Origin of the sequence: Blattabacterium cuenoti, assembly GCF_014251275.1 — a bacterium.
GTDB lineage: Bacteria > Bacteroidota > Bacteroidia > Flavobacteriales > Blattabacteriaceae > Blattabacterium > Blattabacterium cuenoti_AG.
Genome location: NZ_CP059183.1, coordinates 33345 through 55797 on the forward strand (window position 1 = coordinate 33345; position 22453 = coordinate 55797).

The window sequence follows — 22453 nt, forward strand, 5'->3', positions numbered from 1 at the left end:
AAATAATATAAATGAAAATTATAATTCCAATGGCAGGAAAAGCATTACGTTTATATCCACATACTTTAAATACTCCTAAACCATTTTTATCTATTGCTGGTAAAACAGTTTTAAGAAGATTATTGGATAACCTATATAAATTCATTAAATTTTTTTCAGTACAGGAAATTATTTTTATTATAAAACCAATAGATAATATAAAAAATAAGTTGATTTCTTTATCTAAAGAAATTGGAATTACTCCAGTAATTTATTATCAAAAATATCCTCTAGGAACTGCAGATGCTTTATTAAAAGCCGATAAGTCTATGATAGGTGGCCCAATAATTATAGCATTTTCTGATACATTATTTAACAGTATTTCTTTTATAAAAATAAAAAATGAAAGTTTTGATAATATTATATGGACTAAAAAAGTTAAAAATCCTAATTTATTTGGAGTTGTTAAATGTGATTCTAATAAATTAATTACAAATTTTATAGAAAAACCGGAACATTATCAATCTAATTTAGCTATTATTGGTCTTTATTATTTTAAAAATAGTATTACATTAAAAAATGAATTGTGGAATAACTATAATATAAAAAATAAAAAAGAATATCAATTGACATATGTATTAGAAGCAATGAGAAAAAAAGGAGTAAGATTTATCAGTTGTCAAGTAAAAAATTGGATGGATTTTGGAAATAAGAATAGCACACTTTCTTCTCATTCTAAAATACTTTCTATGGAGTCAAAAAATTATAATTTAATTAATAAAAAATCTACTATAAAAAATAGTTTAATAATAAATCCTTGTTATATAGGAAAAGAAACAATTATTGAAAATTGTATAATAGGACCATATGTCTCAATAGAAAAATACACAATAATAAAAAACAGTAATATAAAAAAATCTATCATTCAAAATAACACTAAAATTATGTATGCTAATCTACATAATAGTATAATTGGAAAATATTCCTTTTACAAAGGAAAAGAACAAGAAATAAGTATAAGTGATTATTCTATTTTAAAATAACATTATATTAGTATTAATATTTTTTTTATATTTGATAACAAAAAACTATATTTAATGTTTTTTAATTCTATGTTTTTTGGTACTTTTGGAACTACAGAAATAGTAGTTATTGTAATACTTGCTCTATTACTTTTTGGTGGTAAAAAAATACCAGAATTAATGAGAGGATTAGGAACTGGATTAAAAGAATTTAAAAAAGCTTCAGAGGAGAAATCTTCTAAAAACTCAGAATCAGAATCAGAATAAAAAGATAAATAACCCTTTTTTATTTTTTATTATATTATATTAATAAACATCACTTTATACTTTACATTTTACACTCTTATATTAATATTCTATTCTATAGATCATACTGTATTATATACACTATTATTATTATTATTAAACAAACATTTTAAAAATTAATAATGGGAACGATAACGAAAAAAAAAATTATGTTTTTTATGTGTGTTTTAAAAAGTTTGATAGTTCAGTCTTTATCAAAACCATTTTTAGAACCAAAAACTACTATAAAATCAACAAAAATTATATCGTCTACATCTAAAAAAAAATTAAAAGAAAAAAAAGAAAAAAACGTAGAAAAATCATATTTTTCAACATTAGAAAGAAAAATTAGATCTTTATATTGTAAAAATTTTACAAAAAAAATAAAATCTCCCGTTATTAAAAATATAACCCCAGATAAACTAAAATATAGATTAAATTATATTAATAGAAGATCAAGATTAAAAATTTTTAAGTATAATACCATGGTTCATGCTTCTGTAGAAAGATATTTACGTATGGAAAAATATATAAGTAAAATTATTTCATTATCAGATTTTTATTTTCCAATGTTTGAAAAAAAACTAAAAAAGTATAGACTTCCAATAGAATTAAAATATTTATCAATTGTAGAATCAAACTTAAATCCAATTATTACTTCAAAATCAGGAGCAAAAGGAATTTGGCAAATTATGCATTATACTGGAAATATTAGTAATTTAAATATTATTAGGAATCTTTATGATGAAAGAAATGATCCTGTAAAATCTACAGATGCTGCTTGTAACTATTTACGTTATTTATACAAAAAAATAAGAAACTGGGAATTTGTTATTGCAGCTTATAATGCTGGGCCATATACAGTAAATAAAATTTTAAAAAATAAAGATAAAATAAAAAAAAGTTTTTGGAATTTATTAGATTTTTTTCCAATGGAAACTCAAAATTACATTCCAAGATTTATTGCAATGAATTATATAATGAATTATTATAAATATCATAACATCCTAAAATTTTTGCATAATCCTTATAAGTATAAATATAAAAGAACTCTATCTGTACCAATAAAAGAAAAAATTTCTGTTAAATTTTTTTCTTATAGTTTAAATATAATTTATAGAGACTTAAAATTCTTAAATTCACAATTTATTATAGATTTCATAAAACCTTATAAAAAAAATTTTTTTTTAAGATTTTCTAGAAACAATATTTATCTTGTGAAATATAAAAAAGTTTATAAAAAAGTTTTTCGTAAACATTAATTTTCATAAACATTCATTTTCGTAATTATGAACGAAAAAATAGAAGAAAAAAGAAAATCATTACAGTCTATTTTAGAAAAAATGGATAAAGTATATGGAAAAGGAACTGTAATGCAAATGGGGAATTCTAAAATAGATAAATTAGAAATTATTTCTTCTGGTTCGATAAGTTTGGACATTGCTTTAGGAATAAATGGATTTCCAAAAGGAAGAATTATTGAAATATTTGGACCAGAATCTTCTGGAAAAACTACTTTAGCATTACATGCTATAAATCAATCTCAGAAACTAGGTGGATTTGCAAGTTTTATTGATGTTGAACATGCATTTGATTATTTCTATGCTAAAAAAATAGGGGTAAATATAAAAGAATTAATAATATCTCAACCAGATTGTGGAGAACAAGCATTAGAAATAGTAGATGATTTAATTAAATCTGATATTATAGACATAATAGTAGTTGATTCTGTTGCTGCTTTAATCCCTAAAAGCGAAATAGATGGAGAAATAGGAGATTCTAAAATTGGATTACAAGCAAGATTAATGTCTCAAGCATTAAGAAAATTAACTTATAGTATAGGAAAATCTAAAAGCATATTAATATTCATTAATCAGTTAAGAGAAAAAATTGGAGTATATGGAAATCCAGAAGTAACTACAGGTGGAAATGCTTTAAAGTTTTATTCTTCAATAAGACTAGATATAAGAAAAGGTAATATTATTAGAAATGGAGATAAAATATTAGGAAATAGAACAAGAGTTAAAGTGGTAAAAAATAAATTATCTTCTCCTTTTAGAATAGCAGAATTTGATATTTTATATGGAGAAGGAATTTCAAAAATAGGAGAGATTATTGATATAGGAATTGATATAGGAATATTAAAAAAAAATGGTTCTTGGTTTAGTTATGGAAATTTAAATTTAGGACAAGGAAAAGATACTGTAATAGAGTTTTTAAAAAATAAAAAAAATATTGTAAATGAAATACAAAAAAATATAATCAACAAATATTTTCAAAAAGAAATTAAGATATGAAAAAAATAATAATATCATGAAAATTATTTTTTTAGGGACTGGATCTTCTCATGGTATTCCTATTATTGGAAGTAATCATCCAGTATGTCATTCTATAGATTCTAAAGATAATAGACTTAGAAGTTCAATTTTAATTGAAAAAAATAATAAATATTTTTTGATAGATTGTAGCCCTGATTTCCGTTTACAAATGCTTAATAATTATTGTGAAAATTTAGACGCTATTTTAATAACTCATGAACATTATGATCATATAGGTGGATTAGAAGATATTAGACCAATTAATGATAAAAAAGAAAACACTATTCCTGTTTATGGATTAAAAAGAGTTTTAGAAAATTTAAAACTAAGATTACCTTATGTATTTTCCAATAAGATAAAAAAAAACAATACTTTAAAAGTTTCTTTAAAAGAAATAGATTATAATAAAAAATACTATTCAATATTAGAATTTATAAAAATTTCTCCATTATTTATATGGCATGGGAATCTTCCTATTTTGGGATTTCGTATAAAAAATTTAGCTTACATAACAGATGCTAGTATTATACCAATTAAAACAATTCATAAATTAAAAGGATTAGATATTCTAATAATAAATATTTTTAAAATACATCCTTTTTCATTGTCAAACACTTTGAATATAATAAAGATTATTAGCCCAAAAAAAACTTTTTTAACACACATTAGTTATCTATTTGGATTTCACAAAGACCTACAAAAAAAATTACCTAAAAATATCCATTTAGCTTATGATGGATTAGTGGTACTTTTATAGAAATATTATAATATTAAATTAAAAAAATTATACTATAAATATGATTAAAATATTAAAAAATATTTTTTTCTCTTTAAAATCAACTTCTGTTTTATTCTTACTATTAGCATTTACCATGGCAATAGCTACTTTTTTAGAAAAAAAATTTTCTACTGATTTTGCAAAAGTATTTGTTTATGAAGCTAAATGGTTTGAATTTTTGATGTTGTTATTTTTAATAAACTTAATAGTAAATATATGTAAATATAAATTATGGAGTAAAAAAAAACTACCAGTTCTAATTTTTCATTTATCCTTTATATTTATCTTCATTGGTGGAATATTTTCTAGATATCTAAGTTTCGAAGGAATAATGTCTATAAAAGAAGGTGAAACAAATAACAAGGTTTATTCTCAAAAAAAGTATATTAAAGTTTATGCAAATAAATCATCTTTTATAAGGTCATATTATGACCCTTACATATTAACTTCTTTTCATAATAATTATGAAAATAAATTCCTATTTAAAGGTGATCCAATAACAGTAAAAGTTATTAAATATATCCCTTGTGCAAAACTTATTTTTTCAAAAAAAAAAGAAAAATATAAAGTTATAAAAATTATTTCAACAAATAATAACGAAAGAATTGAAAATTTTATTAAGGATGGAGAATTTTTAAGAATTAATGGAATTCCTTTTTCATTAAATAATGAAACTTTTTTTGGTATAAATATTTTTGAAAAAAATAAGAAACTTTATATTAATTCTTCATTTTCTGGAAAATGCATAGATATGATAAATGGGATTTCTACTCCATTACAAAAAAATAGACCTTCTATTTTGGGAATAAGAAAGTTATATCAAATTAAAATAAATAAAATAACTACAATAGTATTTGTAATTCCTGAAGGAATTATTAATGGAGAATTAAAATATATTCCTTCTTTATCATGTGAAAATGAAGGAAAAGAAAAAAACTATAATCCTAACGTTATTACTGCAATGATTTCTTTTAAAAAGAAAAAGAAATTAGTTACTTTTTTAAGTGGAGAAAATATTATGAGTCCAATTGTAAACATTGATAATTGTAAAATATCAATTGGATATGGCCCAATGTTTTTAAATCTTCCTTTTTCTTTAAGATTAAATAAATTTAAAATAGAAAACTATCCAGGATCTGATTTCCCTTCTTTTTTTATTAGTAAAATAACATTAATTGATAAAAATAATAAGAAAAATTATTCTATTTACATGAATAACGTATTAAATTACAAAGGATATAGATTTTTTCAGTCTGGATATAATATTGATAAAAAAGGAACTTATCTTACCGTTAATAATGATTATATGGGAACTTATTTTTCTTACGCAGGATATTTACTTATGAGTATAGGAATTATTCTTACTTTTTTTTGGAAAAATACTAGATTTTATAATCTAAGAAAAAAATTGAATAGTTTATCAAGGCAAAAATTCCTATTTATAATTATTTTTTTAATTATTAATAATAGTGGAATAAAAAATATTATTTATTCTCATAATAATGAACATATTCATGAGAAAAAAAAAATTACTATAGAAAATATAAGTAATGTTATTAATATCCCAAAAAATCATTCAGAAAAATTTGGAAAATTATTAGTACAAGACTATCAGGGTAGAATTAAACCTATTAATACTACAGCTATTGATCTACTAAGAAAAATATATAAAAAAGATACTATAGGAGGAATTGATGCAAATCAATGGTTTATTTCCATACATCAAAATAATTTTTTTTGGTCAAGGATACCTTTTATTAAGGTAAATAAAAAAGGAGGTAGCAAATTTTTAAAAAAGATAAAGGCAAATAATAAATATTATGTATCAATAATGAATCTTTATGATTTTGATACAAAAACACTTGAAATAAAGTTTATTCTTAAAGATGATTATCATATAGCTTTTTCAAAAAATCCAATGATAAGAAATGAATATGATAAAGCAGTAATTAATCTTAGTGAACGTATAGGAATTATTCACGGAATATTCCAAGGGAAATATATTCGTATTTTTCCTATTCCAAACGATAAAAATAATACTTGGAATAGTTGGACGTCTTTAGATATAAAAAAAATAAATAATATAGGTTTATTAATGTTAAATAATTATATGAAAGCTTTACAACGTTCTCAGTATGAGAAAAATTGGAATTTAGCTGATAATGAAATAAAAAAAATTAAATTATATCAAATAAAATATGGAAAATCTGTTATTCCAACAGATACAAAAATATCTATGGAAATTCTATATAATAAATTAAATATATTTTATTATATATCTTTTTTATATGCATTTATCGGAATTATTATTATAATAAATTCATTTGTATCATTCTTTTTAAAAAAAGATAAAATTATCCACAATGTTTACAAAATATTGTTTTTATTATTATCAATATTGTTCGTTATAGAAACACTTGGATTAATTTCTAGATGGTATATTTCAAATCATGCTCCATGGAGCAATGGTTATGAATCTGCTATTTTTATTAGTTGGTGTATTATTGTAATAGGATTAATATTTCATAAATATAAAATTGTTTCAGGTATTACATCTTTAGGATCTTTCATTTTACTTATGCTAGCGAATGGAAGTATTATGGATCCAGAAATAACTAACTTAGTACCAGTATTAAAATCTCATTGGCTAATTATGCACGTAGCTATTATAACATCTAGTTATGGATTTTTTTTTACTGGATCTTTTTTAGGATTTTTAGTTTTAATTCTGTATATTATTAGAAAATATTTTCATTTATATAATGAAAAAATACAAAAAAATATAGATATATTAACAATAATTAATGAATTATGTGTTACTATAGGTATTTTTTTATTAACTGTAGGTACTTTTTTAGGATCTATTTGGGCGAATAATAGTTGGGGTCGATACTGGAGCTGGGATCCTAAAGAAACTTGGGCCCTTATTAGCATAATGATTTATGCTTTTGTTTTACATATAAGATTAATTCCAGGAGTTAAAAGTTCATTTTTTTTTAATTTTTTTAGTGTATTATCCATATTTTCTATTATTATGACTTATTTTGGGGTAAATTATTATCTTTCTGGATTACATTCTTATGCAAAAGGAGATCCAATAGTTATTCCTAAATGGATATTTTATATTACTTGTATTTTATTAATTATAGGATTTTTTTCTTATTATTCTAATAAACATATTAATATTAGTAAACATAGTAATAGTTATAAAAGGATTAATAATAAATAAACAGTGAATTCTCATTTTTATTCTTTAAAAAAAAAAAGGAAAAAAAAAAAGTATTTAAAAAAAAAGGTATATTCTCTTTTTAGAGACGTATTAGGAAATTTTTACTTAGTAAAACGTTTTTTAATTTTTACTTTTGGATGGATTACTTATAATAGATATCATGGATTTAACAGATTAAAATTAAAAGGAACAGAAAATCTTAAAAAACTTCCTGACAATAAAGTACTTTTCGTCTCTAATCATCAAACTTATTTTGCAGATGTTTTCGCTATGTTTCATGTTTTTTGCAGTGTAAAGAATGGTTTTATAAATACTATTAAAAATCCAATCTATTTATTTAATCCTAAAGTTAATTTATATTATGTTGCCGATAAAAAAACTATGAATAATGGTTTTTTAGGAAAATTATTGACTTATTCTGGAGCAGTAACAGTAAAAAGAACGTGGAAGGGGAAAAAAAATAATGATAATAATGGAAGATTACTATATGAAATAAATCGTATGGGTAAAGCTATTAATGATGGATGGTTAATTACTTTTCCACAAGGAACAACAAAAAAATTTGCTCCTGGAAGAAGGGGAATAGTACATGTTATAAGAAAATATAAACCTATAGTAGTCCCTATAGTACTAGATGGGTTTAAAAAATCTTTTGATAAAAAAGGAATTAAAATAATAAGAAAAGAAATTTTTCAAAAAATGCAATTTAAGAAACCTATTAAATTAGATTTTAAAAAAGATACTACAGAAAAAATTATGAATAAAATTATGGATTCTATAGAACAATCAAATAAATATAAGTAAATGCAAATAAAATAGAATTATATATTATAATATTTAATAAATAATGTATATGAAATGTAACATTATAAAAAATATTTTTTTAGATTTTTTTCTAAAAAAAAAACATAAAATTATTCCTTCTTTTCCTATTGTTTCAAAAAATGATCCAACTATTTTTTTTATTAATGCTGGGATGAATCCTTTTAAAGATTATTTTATAGGACACAGAATCCCAAAATATAAAAGAATAGCAAATATTCAAAGATGTCTTAGAGTTACTGGAAAACATAATGATTTAGAACAAGTAGGCCTTGATAGTCATCATCATACTATGTTTGAAATGTTAGGGAACTGGTCTTTTGGAGATTATTCTAGAGAAAAGGCAATAACATGGGCTTGGGAATTATTAGTTAATGTATATAATATTCCAAAAGAAAACATATATATATCTATTTTTATTGGGGATAAACAAGATAATTTATCCATGGATATAGAAACCTTAAAATATTGGAGGAATTTAATAGATAAAAATAATATTTTTTTTTTAGGTAAAAAAGAAAACTTTTGGGAAATGGGAAATATAGGCCCATGTGGTCCTTGTACTGAAATTTACATAGATTTAAGAAATAAAAAAGAAAAACATAATTCCTTGGTTAAGGATATTATTAACAAAAAACATTCTAAAGTAATAGAAATTTGGAATATAGTTTTTATAGAGTTTTTCAGAAAACATGACGGATCTTTAACTCCACTACCTGAAAAACATGTTGATACTGGAATGGGTCTAGAAAGATTATGTATGGTCTTACAAGAAAAGACTTCTAGTTATGAAACAGATATATTTTTTCCAATTATTAAACATATAAAAGAATCTTTAGGAAATAATTACCAAAATAATAAAAATCAAAATATTACTACACAAATTATTTCAGATCATCTTAGAGCTGTTATTTGTTCTATTTATGATGGGCAATTACCAACAAATAATGAATCAGGTTATGTTATAAAAAAAATATTACGTAGAGCAATGATTTATATGAATCGTTTTTTACATCAAAAAAAACCATTTTTACATAATTTAATAGATTTTTTTATTGAAAAAATGAAAGATACTTATAATGGATTAGAGAAAAGAAAAAAATATATAAAAGAAACAATAAAAAAAGAAGAAATTTCCTTTTTTAATACCATTGAGAAGGGAAATAAAAAAATTGTATATATAATAAAAGAAACTAAAGAAAAGAATAAAAAAATTGTTGATGTAGAAAAAATTTTTCAATTATATGATACTTATGGATATCCAATAGAATTATCAAAAATGATAATAAAAAAAAACAATTTATTATTTGACGAGAATTTGTTTGTAAAAAGATTATCACAACAAAGAAAACGATATAAAGAAAAAGAAAATATAATTGTAAAAGAAAATTGGATAGAAGTTATACATAATAAAAATTTTTCAATTGACGAAAATTTATTTGTAGGATATAATTGTTTTGAATGTAATGTTATAATAAAGAAATACAGAAAAGTAAAAAATAAAATAAATAATACTAATTATTATGAATTTGTATTTGATAAAACTCCTTTTTATCCTAAAGGTGGAGGTCAATTAGGCGATATTGGTATTATAAAAAATTTACAAGAAAGTATTATAATATTTGACACAAATAAAGAGAAAGATATAATTTTACACTCCTCAAAAAAACTTCCAACTAATATTAGTTCTATTTTTAGAGCTGAAATTAATAAAATTAGAAGAAAAAACATAGAAAATAATCATACTTCTACTCATCTTTTATACTTTTCCTTAAAAAGAATATTAGGTAATCATATTAAACAAAGAGGTTCATATATAGGAAATGATTATTTAAGATTTGATTTTTCTCATAATGAAAAAATAACTTTATATAAATTAAAAGAAATAGAAGATTTTGTTCAAAAATTAATATTTACAGATATACCATTAATAGAAAAAAAGTTTAATTCTTTACAAGAAGCAAAAAAAAATATTTCTTTTTACAATGAAATATTTGAAAATAAATATATTACTCAGAGTAAAATACGTGTTATTACTTTTGGAGAATCTTCTGAATTTTGTATAGGAACACATGTTAGTAATACTAAATTAATTAAAGTTTTTAAGATTCTATCAGAAGAACCAGTATCACAAGGAATACGTAGAATAAAGGCAATTACTTCAGATCCAGCAATTATATATTTTAAAGATATATGTCATAAATATGATACGTTAAAAATAAATTTAAATAATCCAAAATCACTTACAAATGCTTTTATAAAGTTAAAAGATGATAATAAAAAACTTAAAAAAGAAATTTCTATAGTATGGAAAAATAACATAAAATTATTAAAAAAAGAATATGCAATGAAAACAATTCAATTTAATTCTGTTAAATATATTTGTGATTTTGATTTAAAAAGAGAAACAGGATTAAATATGATAACAGCTAAAAATATTTTTTTAGAACTAAGAAATGAAATTCCTAACTTATTTTCAATTGTTGGATTCATAGAAATAAAAAAACCTATGATTTTTATATCTATTTCAGATTCTATAATTAAGGATAAAAATATAAATGCTAAAAAAATAATTAATAAAATTTCAAATCATATTGAAGGAAAATATTGGGGAAATTCTTACTTTTCTGCAGCTATAGGATCTAAAATAGATGGATTAAAATATGTTTATAGTGATGTAATGATTTTTATAAAAGAAACTTTCAAAAAATAGTAATATAAACTTTTATTATACGAATTATATTAAAACTGAAAATGTTTAAATTTGAAAAAAAATAGTATATGATAGATAGATATTCTTTTTTAAATGCTATTAACTGCAAATATATAGAATTATTATATGAAAAATATAAAAAGAATCCAGATTTGTTAGAATCTAGTTGGAAACATTTTTTTAATGGATTTGATTTTGTAAAAGATAATTATGAAAAAGGTAATAAAAATTATTTACTTTTTAAAGAAAAAAAATATTTTTCCGTTGATGATTTAAATAAAGAATTTATGGTACTTAATCTAATCCAAGATTATAAAATAAGTGGACATTTTTTTGCTAATACTAATTCAATTTTTGATAACGAATATGTAAAAAAAACTTTACCATATTATATAAATTTAGAAAAATTTGGATTATCTAACAATGATCTTAACAAAAAATTTGAAGCAGGAAAAACTATAGGACTTAATAATTCTTCTTTAAAAAAAATTGTAGATTATTTAAATAATATTTATTGTAATACTATAGGAATAGAATATATGCATATTTTAAATCCTAAAAAAATAAAATGGATAGAAAAATGGTTGCAAACAAAAAAATTTTACTTACATAAAAAAGAAAAAATTTTTTTTTTAAAAAAATTAAATAATGCTGTTTATTTTGAAAACTTTGTTCATAAAAAATTTGTAGGTCAAAAAAGATTTTCAATAGAAGGAGTAGAAGTTCTTTTACCTGTATTAGAAGATATAATTACTTATTCTTCTGATAATTATAATACAAAATGTTTTATATTTGGTATGACACATAGAGGAAGGTTAAATATACTATCTAATTTTTTTAGAAAAGATATTTCTCAAATATTTAATGAATTTAAAGGAAAAGAATATAATGAAAATGAAGAAGAATATTCTGGAGATGTTAAATATCACTTAGGATTTTCTAAAGTTAGAAATACTAGTACTGGAAAGAAAATAGAAATGCATTTAGTTCCTAATCCTTCTCATTTAGAATCAGTAATTTCTATTGTAGAAGGATTAACTCGCTCAAAAATAGATATTTATTTTTCAAAAAATAAAAAAAAAGAATACAATAAAATAATTCCTATTCTTATTCATGGCGATGCAGCTTTATCCGGTCAAGGAATAGTATATGAAGTATTACAGTTATCAAAATTGGATGGATATAAAACAGGTGGAACGATTCATATTGTTATTAATAATCAAATTGGATTTACTACAAATCCTAAAGATGGTAGATCTAGTATATATTGTACAGATATTGCAAAATTTATGTTATCTCCAATATTACATGTAAATGCAGAAGATATTGAATCTGTTATTAAAACGATTCGTTTTGCTATAGATTTTAGAATGCGTTATAAAGAAGACATATTTATAGATTTAATTGGTTATAGAAAATATGGACATAATGAAGGAGATGAACCTCGCTTTACACAACCTATTTTATATAATAAAATAATACCTAAACGTATTAACGGATATGAAATATATAAAAGAAAATTGGAAAAAGAAGGAATTATTGATAAAGAAAATTCAGTAAAAATAGAAAAAGAATACGAATATTTATTGAATATAAAATATAAAAATGCAAAAAATATTAAATATAATATAGTTTATCCATTTTTAGAATTAAAAGAAAAAAATATAAATTTTTCAATAAAAAGTAATAAAGATAATAATTTAAAAAAATTAGATACAAGTTATCCAAAAGAAAAAATTTTGGAAATTTCTAAAAAACTTTTTACCCTACCTAAAGAAAAAAAGTTTTTTAGAAAAACAATAGATATATTCAAAAAAAGATTAAATATGATTAATGAAGGATTAGTAGACTGGAGTATGGCTGAACTTTTGTCTTATGGAACTTTATTATCTGAAAAATATGATATTCGTTTATCTGGTCAAGATGTTTCTAGAGGAACATTTTCTCAACGACATGCAATTATTAAAACAGAAGGAGAAGAAGAATTTGTTATTTTTAATAAAATAGAAAAAGGTACAAATGGAAAAATTTGTATTTTAAACTCTCCTCTTTCTGAATATGGAGTATTAGGTTTTGAGTATGGATATTCAATTGGCTCTCCTTTTGTATTAACTTTATGGGAAGCTCAATTTGGTGATTTTAGTAATAGTGCTCAAATTATTATAGATCAATATATTACTTCTGCAGAAAATAAATGGAAAATAAAAAATGGAATTGTTTTATTACTACCTCATGGGTATGAAGGCCAAGGGCCCGAACACTCTTCTGCTAGAATAGAACGATATTTACAACTTTGCGCTAAAAATAATATTTTTATAGCAAATTGTACTACTCCATCTAATTTTTATCATTTATTAAGAAGACAAATGAAACTAAAATTTAGAAAACCTCTAGTTATTTTCACCCCTAAAAGCTTGTTTAGAAATAAAAAGTGTATTTCTACTATAGAAGAACTTTCAACAAGTTATTTTAAAGAAGTTTTAGATGATCATACTATAAAATTTGACGAAATTAACAAGATAAAAAAAATAATTTTTTGTTCTGGAAAAATATATTACGATTTGCTTAATAAAAAAGAATTGATTAAGAATGATGATACTGCATTAATTAGAATAGAGCAAATTTATCCATTAGAAATAAAAAATATAAATAAAATACTTTCAAAATATACAAAAACAAAGAAAATATTTTGGGTTCAAGAAGAACCAGAAAATATGGGATTATGGAGTTATATTTCAAAAAAATTGTATAAATTTATTTCATTTAATTTAATATCTCCACCTGAAAATTCCAGTCCATCTACTGGTTCTTATGAGAATTTTTTAAAAATACAAAATAACATATTAGATCAATCATTTTTTCAATAATTAATTTTGTAATATAATAAACAATAATATAAATATTATTATTATGAAAATTCAAATAAAAATTCCATCACCTGGAGAATCTATTACAGAAGTAGAAATATCATCATTATTAGTTAATAATGGTGAATATATTAAAAAAGGTCAAATAATAGCTGAAATTGATTCTGATAAGGCTACTTTAGAAATTTCCTCAGATTATAATGGAATTATATATTTAATGGCAAAAAAAGGAGATAAATTAAAAGTAGGAGATTTATTATGTTTAATTGATACTTCTTATAAAAACAAAAAAGATAAATGTGAAAAAATAAATAAAGAAAAAGTATATGTAGAAAAAAAAATGTCTCCATCATCTAAAATATTGATTAAAGAAAAAAATATTTCATTGCATTCTATTATTGGATCTGGAAAACATGGATTAATAACTAAAAAGGACTGTTTGGAATATAAAAAATATAAAAAAAAACATTACGATAATAAAAATGAAGATAAAAATAACAGAAAAACTACAATAAGTACTCTTTCTTCTATAAGAAGAAAAATTTCTGAAAGATTAGTTAATGTAAAAAATAAAACAGCTACACTTACGACCTTTAATGAAGTAGATATGAAAGAGGTTATTTCTATAAGGAATAAATATAAAAATTCTTTTAAAGAAAAACATGGAGTAAATCTAGGTTTTATGTCATTTTTTGTACTTTCTTCAGTAAGAGCTTTAAAACTTTATCCAGATGTCAATGCTACTATTAATGGAGATAATAAGATTAATTTTCATTATTTCGATATAAATATAGCTATTTCTGGGCCAAAAGGTCTTATGGTCCCAGTAATAAAAAACGCAAATACTTTATCATTTCATGAAATAGAAAAAAATATACAATATTTATCAAATAAAATTCAGTCAAATACTATATCTATAGATGAAATTACTGGTGGAACTTTTACAATAACAAATGGAGGAGTATTTGGTTCTATGTTGTCTACTCCAATAATAAATCCTCCACAAAGTGCTATTTTAGGAATGCATAAAATTACAAAAAGAGCAGTTGTAATTAATAATTCTATTGAAATACGTCCAATAATGTATATTGCATTATCTTATGATCATAGAATAATTGATGGAAAAGAATCTGTAGGATTTTTGTATTCTATAAAGGAATCTATAGAAAATCCAATAAAATTTTTTATGAATGGAAAAAAGGAAAATATACCAAATACTTTAGAAATATAAAACATATATTATTATTATAGTTTTTTTCTAATAAATGGATTTTGTCTATTTATTGTGTTAATTTTTTTCATTTTAATTATTATTTCTTGTATTTTTTTATGCAATATTTCAGAAGAATTTATTTTCTTTACTTCTAATAACAATGATTTAGCTTCTCTTTTATTTCCTTTATGTAAATAAGATATAGCTATATTTAATTTGGCAATAACTATGTTATCTTTAAATTTTAATCCTAATTTTAAAGATTTTTTCATGTATTTTTCAGACATACTAATATTTTTTACTGAAAATAATATTCCATTTAAAAAATAATAATATGCCATTTGATTTTTTGTAAGTTGTTGTTTTGGATTTTTTATATATTTTAAATATCTTTCTAATCCACTGATATCTTTTTTTGCTGCATAAAAAAATGCTAACAATAAAAATTCATTTCTAAAAATAAAAAATATAGGAATTATACTTAATAAAACAAAAAATAATCCATAAAAATAATATTTTTTAAAAATTAAAATAACAGATATTATAAATATTAATATAAACAATAATATTTTTGTGTTTTTACTCATTTTAATTTCCTTTAATTAGATTTTTTGTATATCCAATTAATAAGATCATTATAATTTTTATCACATAAAGTGTGTCCTGAATCATATTCTTTATAAGAGAAATTAAAAGAATAATTTTTTAAAATTTCTAAACTTTTTTTAGCAAAACTTACAGGAATAATTGTATCATTTTTTCCATGAGAAATAAAAAATTCTAAATCATTATTTTTTTCAATATTTTTATTTAACATTTTTTTTTCTATACAACCACTTAAAACAATAACTTTTTTTATTTTACTTGAATAATTTAGAGCTATAGCATAACTTAATATTGCTCCCTGACTAAATCCACATAACCAAATATTTGTTGTTTTTAATTTGTATTTATTAAATATTTCGTCTATAAATATATATATTTTTTTAATAGTATTCCTAACTTGTATTATGTCTATAATTTTTGTTTTTTCTTTATCTGAAAAATCTATATCATACCAATAATATTTACCATTATTATTACTATAGTTAGTAGTACTATCCATAGAATAAATTCCCTGCATGCTTACTATAAAAAAATTTTTTGGGATTTCTTTATTAAGAAAAAAAAGATCTTTTTCATTACTTCCATATCCATGCATAATAAATAATATAGGTAGTTTTTTATCATTTAAAATACAAGAAGATGGTTTTTTTACTAAATAATTAATAGAACAATCTTTTTCAATAAACATTTTTATTATTTTTTATGAATATTAATTGTTTACAATAATAAAAAAAACTATTTAAAAATAACTAAATTTTAGTTTTTAGTTTAAATTTACTTACAAATAAAAATATATTTCATGAATCTATATGAATATCAAGGAAGAAAAATATTAGAATATTTTTCAATTGATGTACCTAACGGAAAAGTAGCTTATTCTGTAGAAGAAGCTGTTGAAATAGCTAAAACTTTATTTAAAATAAAAAAATCCTTAATTATTAAAGCTCAAATTCATGCAGGAGGTAGAGGTAAATCAGGTGGAATAAAGAAAGCAGAAACTTTAAAAGATGTTTATGAAATATCAAAAGAAATGTTTGGTAAATCTTTGATTACTAAACAAACTAATAAAGAGGGAATTATTATTAATAAAATTTTATTAGTTGAAGATATTTATACTTCTAATTCTATAAATTCAGAAGAACATTATTTATCTATTTTATTTAGCAGAGATGAAGAAAAAAATATTGTTTTATATTCTAGAAAAGGTGGAATAAACATAGAAAAATCATCCAAACAAGATTCACATAAAATATATAAAGAAAAAATAGATCCAATATTAGGTATACAATTATTTCAATCTAGAAAAATTGGATATAATTTAGGAATTAAAAATAATGAATCAATAAAAAAATTTCAAAAGTTTGTCCTTTCATTATATAATGCTTATAAATTTTGTGATGCTTTATTAATAGAAATTAATCCATTAGTAAAAACATATGATAACAAAATAATTCCATTAGATGTAAAAATAATTCTAGATGATAATGCCTTATTTCGTAGTAAAAAATATTCTTTTGTAGAAGAAAAAAAACATTCAGGAAATTTTATTAAAAAAGAATGTACCTTTGATAAGGATAATAAAAAATTTAATTTTATAAAATTAAAAGGCAATGTAGGTTGTATGGTAAATGGAGCAGGATTGGCAATGGCAACAATGGATATGATTAAGTTTTGTGGTGGAGAACCAGCAAATTTTTTGGATATAGGAGGTACAGCAAACAAAAAACGTGTAGAAGATTCCTTTTCTCTTATTTTAGATGATAAATTTGTAAAAATTATATTAATAAATATATTTGGAGGAATTGTTAGATGTGATACTGTAGCAGAAGGAGTAATAAATTCTTATTTTAAAAGAAATTATGTTAAAATACCAATAATTATTCGTTTACAAGGAACAAACGAAAAATATGCAAAAGATATTCTTAAAAAAAGTTCATTACCTATTTATTATACTAATTCTTTAAAAGAAATATCTAATAAAATAAAGAAAATACTAGTTACTATAAAATAAAAAATTTTATTTTTTGTTTTTATATTATATGAATAATCTTTTTTATAAAAATGTAATTACACTTATTGAAAAATACAAACCTAAAAATTTCAATGAAATTATTGGACAGGAAGAAGTTATTTTATTATTAAAAAAAATAACAAAAAAAAATAAATTATCCAATACTCTAGTTTTTATAGGTCCTAAAGGAGTAGGAAAAAATATTTGTGCTCATTTATTATCTAATGAATTAAATTACTTTTTTTCATCAAATGTTTCTTATAATATTTTTGAAATTCACGATTTTTTGAATTATACATTAGATAATATTTTAAAACTTATTTCTCATGCTAAACATATTCCTAAAATAGGGAAATATTACGTTATTATTTTTAATAATACAAAATTAACATGTAAACAATATTTTTTTCATTTATTTTTAAAATTAATACATAAAAAATATTCACATATTTTATTTATTTTTTGTTACACTAAAAAAAATAAAATTCCAGAAAATATTTTATCTATTTCTCAAGTTTATGAATTTAAAAAAATATCTATAGAAAAGATCTATTTACATTTAAAAATGATTTCTAGTAAAGAAAAAATAAATGTTGTAAATGATGCATTATATCTTATTTCAGAATATGTTAATGGATCAATTAGTAAAGCTATTTATATTTTTAACAATATTTTATTAGGATATGATAATAAAGAAAATTATATTATTACTAAGGAATTAATAATGGAAAAATTGGGTATAATTTCTGTTGAATATTATTTAAAAATTGTAGATTTTTTTCTAAAAAAAAATTTTTCTGAAATTTTTTTGTTGTTAAATAAAGTATTTAGCAAAAATATTAATTATTTTAAATTTATAATAGGATTAATAAAACATTTTAAATTTTTATTTTTATACAAAAATTCCGAAAATATTTCTTCATTAAGAATAAATAAAGAAATAATTAAATGTTATGTAGAACAATCAAAAAAAATTTCAAATTCTGTTTTTAATGAAGTTATATGTCTATTACATAATTATTATTTAAAAAGAAAATATATTTTAAAAAAGAATCCTATATTAATTATAGAAATGTGTATTATTCAATTGGCTCATATTTTTTTGAATTGTAAAAATGAAAAAGATAAAAATTCTTTAGAAGAAAATAAAAATTTTTTTTTTAGAAAAGATATGGAAAAATTTTATTAAAAATATTTATGGAAAAATTGATTCTAATATTTTTAATATCTTAAAGAATAAAATTAAATTTCAAATTATTAATTGTAAAGTAATTATTTTAATTCCAAGTAAATTGGAGAATTATGATCTTTTATCAATAATTAAAAAAAATTTGAAAAAATCATTTAAAGAAAATTCAAATAATAAAATTAATGATTTTGAAATTGTAAATAAAAAATTAGTAGAAAAATATAACTTTTTATATAAAAAAAATAGATTTGTAGAAATATTAGCAACAAGATTAAATTTGAAAATTGTTCTATTAGTTAAATAATATACATATGTTACATAATTATTATTTTCACAATAAGATGTTTTTATTTTATACTTCTTCAGATGAAGATATTGAAAATGATAATTCTACTTATTATGAATCTAAAAGTGGGAATACAAATTCTGGATTTTATGGAGGTGGAGGTTTTTCAATAAGAAACAAAACTCCAATATTAGATGGTTTTGGAAGAGATTTAAACTCTATTGCAAATGAAGGTAAATTAGATCCTGTTGTAGGAAGAGATAGTGAATTAGAAAGAATATCTCAAATATTGGGAAGAAGAAAAAAAAATAATCCTTTGTTAATAGGAGAACCAGGAGTAGGAAAAACAGCTATAGTAGAAGGGCTTGCATTACGAATTGTCCAAAAAAAAGTTTCTAGAATATTATATAATAAAAGGATAGTTATTTTAGATTTAGCTAGTTTAGTAGCAGGAACTAAATATAGAGGACAATTTGAAGAAAGAATTAGATCAATAATAAATGAATCAGAAAAAAATAAAAATATTATACTTTTTATTGACGAAATTCACACAATAATTGGTGCAGGAGGAACTACAGGTTCTTTAGATGCATCTAATATTTTTAAACCTGCTTTAGCAAAAAGTGAAATTCAATGTATAGGAGCTACCACTCTAAATGAGTATAGACAATACATAGAAAAAGATGGAGCATTAGAACGAAGGTTTCAAAAAATTATAGTACAACCATCTTCTGAAAAAGAAACAATAAAAATTTTACAAAAAATAAAATATAGATATGAAAGTTATCATAATGTAATTTATACACCTAAAGCAATAAATTCTTGTGTTAATTTAACAGTAAGATATATTACAGATAGAGTACTTCCAGACAAAGCAATTGATGCATTAGATGAATCTGGATCACGTGTACATATTAAAAATATAAAAGTACCCCAAGAAATAGTACTTTTAGAAAAAGAATTAGAAAATGTACGTGAAGAAAAATCTAAAGTAGTAAAAAGTCAAAAATATGAAGAAGCGGCTCGTTTACGTGATACTGAAAAGAATATAAAAGAAAAATTGATAAAAGCACAAAAAGAATGGGATGAATATTCTAAAAAAAATAAAGAAATAGTTTCATCAGAAAGTGTAGAAGAAGTAGTATCAATGATGAGTAATATTCCAGTAAAAAAAGTTTCCAAAACTGAGATGAAAAAACTAGGGAACATGATAAATATTTTAAAAAAACAGGTAATAGGACAAGATGAAGCAATAGAAAAAATAGTAAGAGCAATTCAAAGAAATAGAACTGGTTTAAAAATAGCAAATTCACCAATAGGGTCATTTATTTTTTTAGGACAAACAGGTGTAGGGAAAACCTACTTAGCAAAAATTTTTGCACAAGAGTTATTTTCTTCAGAAGATTCTTTGATACGTATTGATATGAGTGAATATATGGAAAAATTTTCTGTTTCTAGATTAATAGGAGCTCCACCTGGATACGTAGGATATGAAGAAGGAGGTCAACTAACAGAACTTGTACGTAGGAATCCATATTCAGTAATATTGTTAGATGAAATAGAAAAAGCTCATAATGATGTTTTTAATATTTTATTACAAATTTTAGATTATGGATGTGTTACAGATAATTTTGGTAGAAAAGTAGATTTTAGAAATACAGTTATTATATTTACTTCAAATTCTGGAACTCAACATTTAAAAGAATTTGGAAGTGGAATTGGATTTAATACAAAATCTAAAAAATCTAACAATTATATTAAATATATATTAGAAAAATCTTTAGATAAAACATTTTCTCCTGAATTTTTAAATAGAATAGATGATATAATTATTTTTAATTCTTTAACTAAAAAAGAAATATGTAAAATAATTGATATAGAATTAAATAAATTTCAACTTCATATTGAAAACATAGGTTATAAATTATTTTTATCTGAAAATATTAATAATTTTATTAAAAAAAATGGATACGATAAAAAATATGGGGTTCGACCATTAAAAAGAACAATAGATAAATTTATAAAAAATCCTATATCAGACTATATTATTAATGGAAAAATAAAAAAAGGTGATGAAATTTTTTTAAAAATCAACGAAACTAAAAATAGTTTGATAATAAATATTAACAAAAAAAATGAATAATAACATAAAAAAAAAATAAATATTATTGAGAATGTATTAAATTATTTATATCCTAATCCTATTAATAATTTGTATTATACAAATGAATATACATTATTAATAGCTATTATACTAACAGCGAAAACTAAAGAATATTTGGTAAATAAAATAACAAATAATTTATTTAATATAATAAAATCTCCAAAAGATGCTATTAATTTATCAAAAAAAAAAATAAAATTACATATAAAATATATAGGATTATATAATAAAAAATCAAAATATATATATGAGTTATCAAAAATTTTAATTAAAAAATATAATAGTATCATTCCAAAAAATATATCAGAATTAAAAAAACTTCCTGGAGTTGGACAAAAAACATCATCAGTATTTCTATCTTATATGTCAGAAATTTTTGATGTTTTTCCTGTAGATACTCATATTAAAAGATTAATGAATCGTTGGAATTTAGTTAATAGCAAAAAATTAATAGATATAGAAAAAAAAGCTAAACTTGTTTTTGAAAAAAAAAACTGGAAAAAATTACATTTACAAATTATACTTTATGGAAGAGAATATTCTCCATATAGAAAATGGAACTTAAAAAAAGATATCATTTATCAAAAATTGTTATATAATAATTTATTATAGAAAAAAATCTAAATTAAAATGGCAAATCATCAAAATCATCAGATGATAAAGGTGAAGGAGAAGAAGATATTTCTGAAATATCTTTTTCACATACTTCTATTTTCCATCCTTGAACAGAATTAAAATATTTTACTATACCTTCATTATTAGTCCATTCTCTACCTCTAATATTTATAAATATTTTTATTTTATCTTTTAATTTTATATTATTTAATAAATCTACTTTATCTTGAACAAATTCAATTAATATGTTTTGAGGATATGGTTCCTCTGTTGTAATAACTATTTCTCTTTTTTTAAAACCACTATTAAACTTTTGAATATCTAATATTTTTTTTACCTTTCCTATTATTTCCATA

18 protein-coding genes are annotated in these 22453 nt (G+C 21.1%); 15 read left to right on the forward strand and 3 right to left on the reverse strand.

Features of this window, described 5'->3' with window-relative positions:
- Positions 1 to 11 precede the first annotated feature (11 nt).
- The 10 genes from H0H76_RS00155 to sucB all read left to right on the forward strand — a co-directional run bounded on the left by H0H76_RS00155 (position 12) and on the right by sucB (position 15244).
- Positions 12 to 1022 (forward strand): sugar phosphate nucleotidyltransferase, encoded by a 1011-nt coding sequence (locus H0H76_RS00155; protein ID WP_185855537.1) that lies wholly within the window; start codon positions 12 to 14, stop codon positions 1020 to 1022.
- A 54-nt stretch (positions 1023 to 1076) separates the two neighbouring features.
- Positions 1077 to 1268: a Sec-independent protein translocase subunit TatA/TatB gene (locus H0H76_RS00160; RefSeq protein ID WP_185855538.1), complete on the forward strand. Its 192-nt coding sequence runs from the start codon at positions 1077 to 1079 to the stop codon at positions 1266 to 1268.
- A gap of 161 nt (positions 1269 to 1429) precedes the next feature.
- Positions 1430 to 2548: a lytic transglycosylase domain-containing protein gene (locus H0H76_RS00165; RefSeq protein WP_185855539.1), complete on the forward strand. Its 1119-nt coding sequence runs from the start codon at positions 1430 to 1432 to the stop codon at positions 2546 to 2548.
- Positions 2549 to 2575: 27 nt separating this feature from the next.
- Entirely contained in the window at positions 2576 to 3583 is a 1008-nt protein-coding gene (gene recA, locus H0H76_RS00170) for a recombinase RecA (protein ID WP_185855540.1), read from the forward strand.
- A gap of 16 nt (positions 3584 to 3599) precedes the next feature.
- Positions 3600 to 4361: an MBL fold metallo-hydrolase gene (locus tag H0H76_RS00175; RefSeq protein ID WP_185855541.1), complete on the forward strand. Its 762-nt coding sequence runs from the start codon at positions 3600 to 3602 to the stop codon at positions 4359 to 4361.
- A gap of 40 nt (positions 4362 to 4401) precedes the next feature.
- Positions 4402 to 7611, forward strand: coding sequence for a cytochrome c biogenesis protein (gene ccsA, locus H0H76_RS00180; RefSeq protein ID WP_238783883.1), 3210 nt, complete (start codon positions 4402 to 4404; stop codon positions 7609 to 7611).
- Between the two features lie 3 nt (positions 7612 to 7614).
- Positions 7615 to 8415: a lysophospholipid acyltransferase family protein gene (locus H0H76_RS00185; protein ID WP_185855542.1), complete on the forward strand. Its 801-nt coding sequence runs from the start codon at positions 7615 to 7617 to the stop codon at positions 8413 to 8415.
- A 49-nt stretch (positions 8416 to 8464) separates the two neighbouring features.
- The gene (gene alaS / locus H0H76_RS00190) at positions 8465 to 11146 is read left to right on the forward strand and encodes an alanine--tRNA ligase (protein WP_185855543.1); all 2682 of its coding nucleotides are present in this window, start codon (positions 8465 to 8467) and stop codon (positions 11144 to 11146) included.
- Positions 11147 to 11214: 68 nt separating this feature from the next.
- Entirely contained in the window at positions 11215 to 14013 is a 2799-nt protein-coding gene (locus H0H76_RS00195; RefSeq protein WP_185855544.1) for a 2-oxoglutarate dehydrogenase E1 component, read from the forward strand.
- A gap of 43 nt (positions 14014 to 14056) precedes the next feature.
- On the forward strand, positions 14057 to 15244 hold the full coding sequence (gene sucB / locus H0H76_RS00200) for a dihydrolipoyllysine-residue succinyltransferase (protein ID WP_185855545.1): 1188 nt from the start codon (positions 14057 to 14059) through the stop codon (positions 15242 to 15244).
- Positions 15245 to 15258: 14 nt separating this feature from the next.
- Here the strand turns inward: sucB and H0H76_RS00205 are convergent, their stop codons facing one another.
- Positions 15259 to 15813 (reverse strand): hypothetical protein, encoded by a 555-nt coding sequence (locus tag H0H76_RS00205; protein ID WP_185855546.1) that lies wholly within the window; start codon positions 15811 to 15813, stop codon positions 15259 to 15261.
- Between the two features lie 11 nt (positions 15814 to 15824).
- Positions 15825 to 16520 carry an alpha/beta hydrolase gene (locus tag H0H76_RS00210; RefSeq protein WP_185855547.1) on the reverse strand — a complete coding sequence of 232 codons (696 nt, stop codon included), beginning with the start codon at positions 16518 to 16520 and terminating at the stop codon, positions 15825 to 15827.
- A gap of 111 nt (positions 16521 to 16631) precedes the next feature.
- On the opposite strand from H0H76_RS00210, the gene sucC reads away from it, so the two are divergent.
- The 5 genes from sucC to H0H76_RS00235 all read left to right on the forward strand — a co-directional run bounded on the left by sucC (position 16632) and on the right by H0H76_RS00235 (position 22094).
- A complete protein-coding gene (gene sucC / locus H0H76_RS00215) occupies positions 16632 to 17843 on the forward strand; it encodes an ADP-forming succinate--CoA ligase subunit beta (RefSeq protein ID WP_185855548.1) in 1212 nt (403 codons plus the stop codon).
- Positions 17844 to 17871: 28 nt separating this feature from the next.
- On the forward strand, positions 17872 to 19032 hold the full coding sequence (locus H0H76_RS00220; protein ID WP_185855549.1) for a hypothetical protein: 1161 nt from the start codon (positions 17872 to 17874) through the stop codon (positions 19030 to 19032).
- A gap of 103 nt (positions 19033 to 19135) precedes the next feature.
- Entirely contained in the window at positions 19136 to 19336 is a 201-nt protein-coding gene (locus H0H76_RS00225; protein WP_185855550.1) for a hypothetical protein, read from the forward strand.
- A gap of 37 nt (positions 19337 to 19373) precedes the next feature.
- The gene (locus H0H76_RS00230; RefSeq protein WP_394798729.1) at positions 19374 to 21461 is read left to right on the forward strand and encodes an ATP-dependent Clp protease ATP-binding subunit; all 2088 of its coding nucleotides are present in this window, start codon (positions 19374 to 19376) and stop codon (positions 21459 to 21461) included.
- A 69-nt stretch (positions 21462 to 21530) separates the two neighbouring features.
- Positions 21531 to 22094 carry an endonuclease III domain-containing protein gene (locus H0H76_RS00235; RefSeq protein WP_238783884.1) on the forward strand — a complete coding sequence of 188 codons (564 nt, stop codon included), beginning with the start codon at positions 21531 to 21533 and terminating at the stop codon, positions 22092 to 22094.
- A 13-nt stretch (positions 22095 to 22107) separates the two neighbouring features.
- On the opposite strand, the gene H0H76_RS00240 is transcribed toward H0H76_RS00235, so the two are convergent.
- On the reverse strand, positions 22108 to 22452 hold the full coding sequence (locus tag H0H76_RS00240) for a DUF3127 domain-containing protein (RefSeq protein WP_185855552.1): 345 nt from the start codon (positions 22450 to 22452) through the stop codon (positions 22108 to 22110).
- Between the last annotated feature and the right edge of the window lies 1 nt (position 22453).

Bases quoted from the DNA above. Each gene is read 5' to 3' on its own strand.
- sucC (WP_185855548.1), top strand. From the start codon at position 16,632: ATGAATCTATATGAATATCAAGGAAGAAAAATATTAGAATATTTTTCA.
- ccsA (WP_238783883.1), top strand. From the start codon at position 4,402: ATGATTAAAATATTAAAAAATATTTTTTTCTCTTTAAAATCAACTTCT.
- H0H76_RS00210 (WP_185855547.1), bottom strand. From the start codon at position 16,520: ATGTTTATTGAAAAAGATTGTTCTATTAATTATTTAGTAAAAAAACCA.
- H0H76_RS00165 (WP_185855539.1), top strand. From the start codon at position 1,430: ATGGGAACGATAACGAAAAAAAAAATTATGTTTTTTATGTGTGTTTTA.
- alaS (WP_185855543.1), top strand. From the start codon at position 8,465: ATGAAATGTAACATTATAAAAAATATTTTTTTAGATTTTTTTCTAAAA.
- H0H76_RS00160 (WP_185855538.1), top strand. From the start codon at position 1,077: ATGTTTTTTAATTCTATGTTTTTTGGTACTTTTGGAACTACAGAAATA.
- H0H76_RS00175 (WP_185855541.1), top strand. From the start codon at position 3,600: ATGAAAATTATTTTTTTAGGGACTGGATCTTCTCATGGTATTCCTATT.
- H0H76_RS00205 (WP_185855546.1), bottom strand. From the start codon at position 15,813: ATGAGTAAAAACACAAAAATATTATTGTTTATATTAATATTTATAATA.
- H0H76_RS00155 (WP_185855537.1), top strand. From the start codon at position 12: ATGAAAATTATAATTCCAATGGCAGGAAAAGCATTACGTTTATATCCA.
- H0H76_RS00230 (WP_394798729.1), top strand. From the start codon at position 19,374: ATGTTTTTATTTTATACTTCTTCAGATGAAGATATTGAAAATGATAAT.
- H0H76_RS00240 (WP_185855552.1), bottom strand. From the start codon at position 22,452: ATGGAAATAATAGGAAAGGTAAAAAAAATATTAGATATTCAAAAGTTT.
- H0H76_RS00220 (WP_185855549.1), top strand. From the start codon at position 17,872: ATGAATAATCTTTTTTATAAAAATGTAATTACACTTATTGAAAAATAC.
- recA (WP_185855540.1), top strand. From the start codon at position 2,576: ATGAACGAAAAAATAGAAGAAAAAAGAAAATCATTACAGTCTATTTTA.
- H0H76_RS00195 (WP_185855544.1), top strand. From the start codon at position 11,215: ATGATAGATAGATATTCTTTTTTAAATGCTATTAACTGCAAATATATA.
- sucB (WP_185855545.1), top strand. From the start codon at position 14,057: ATGAAAATTCAAATAAAAATTCCATCACCTGGAGAATCTATTACAGAA.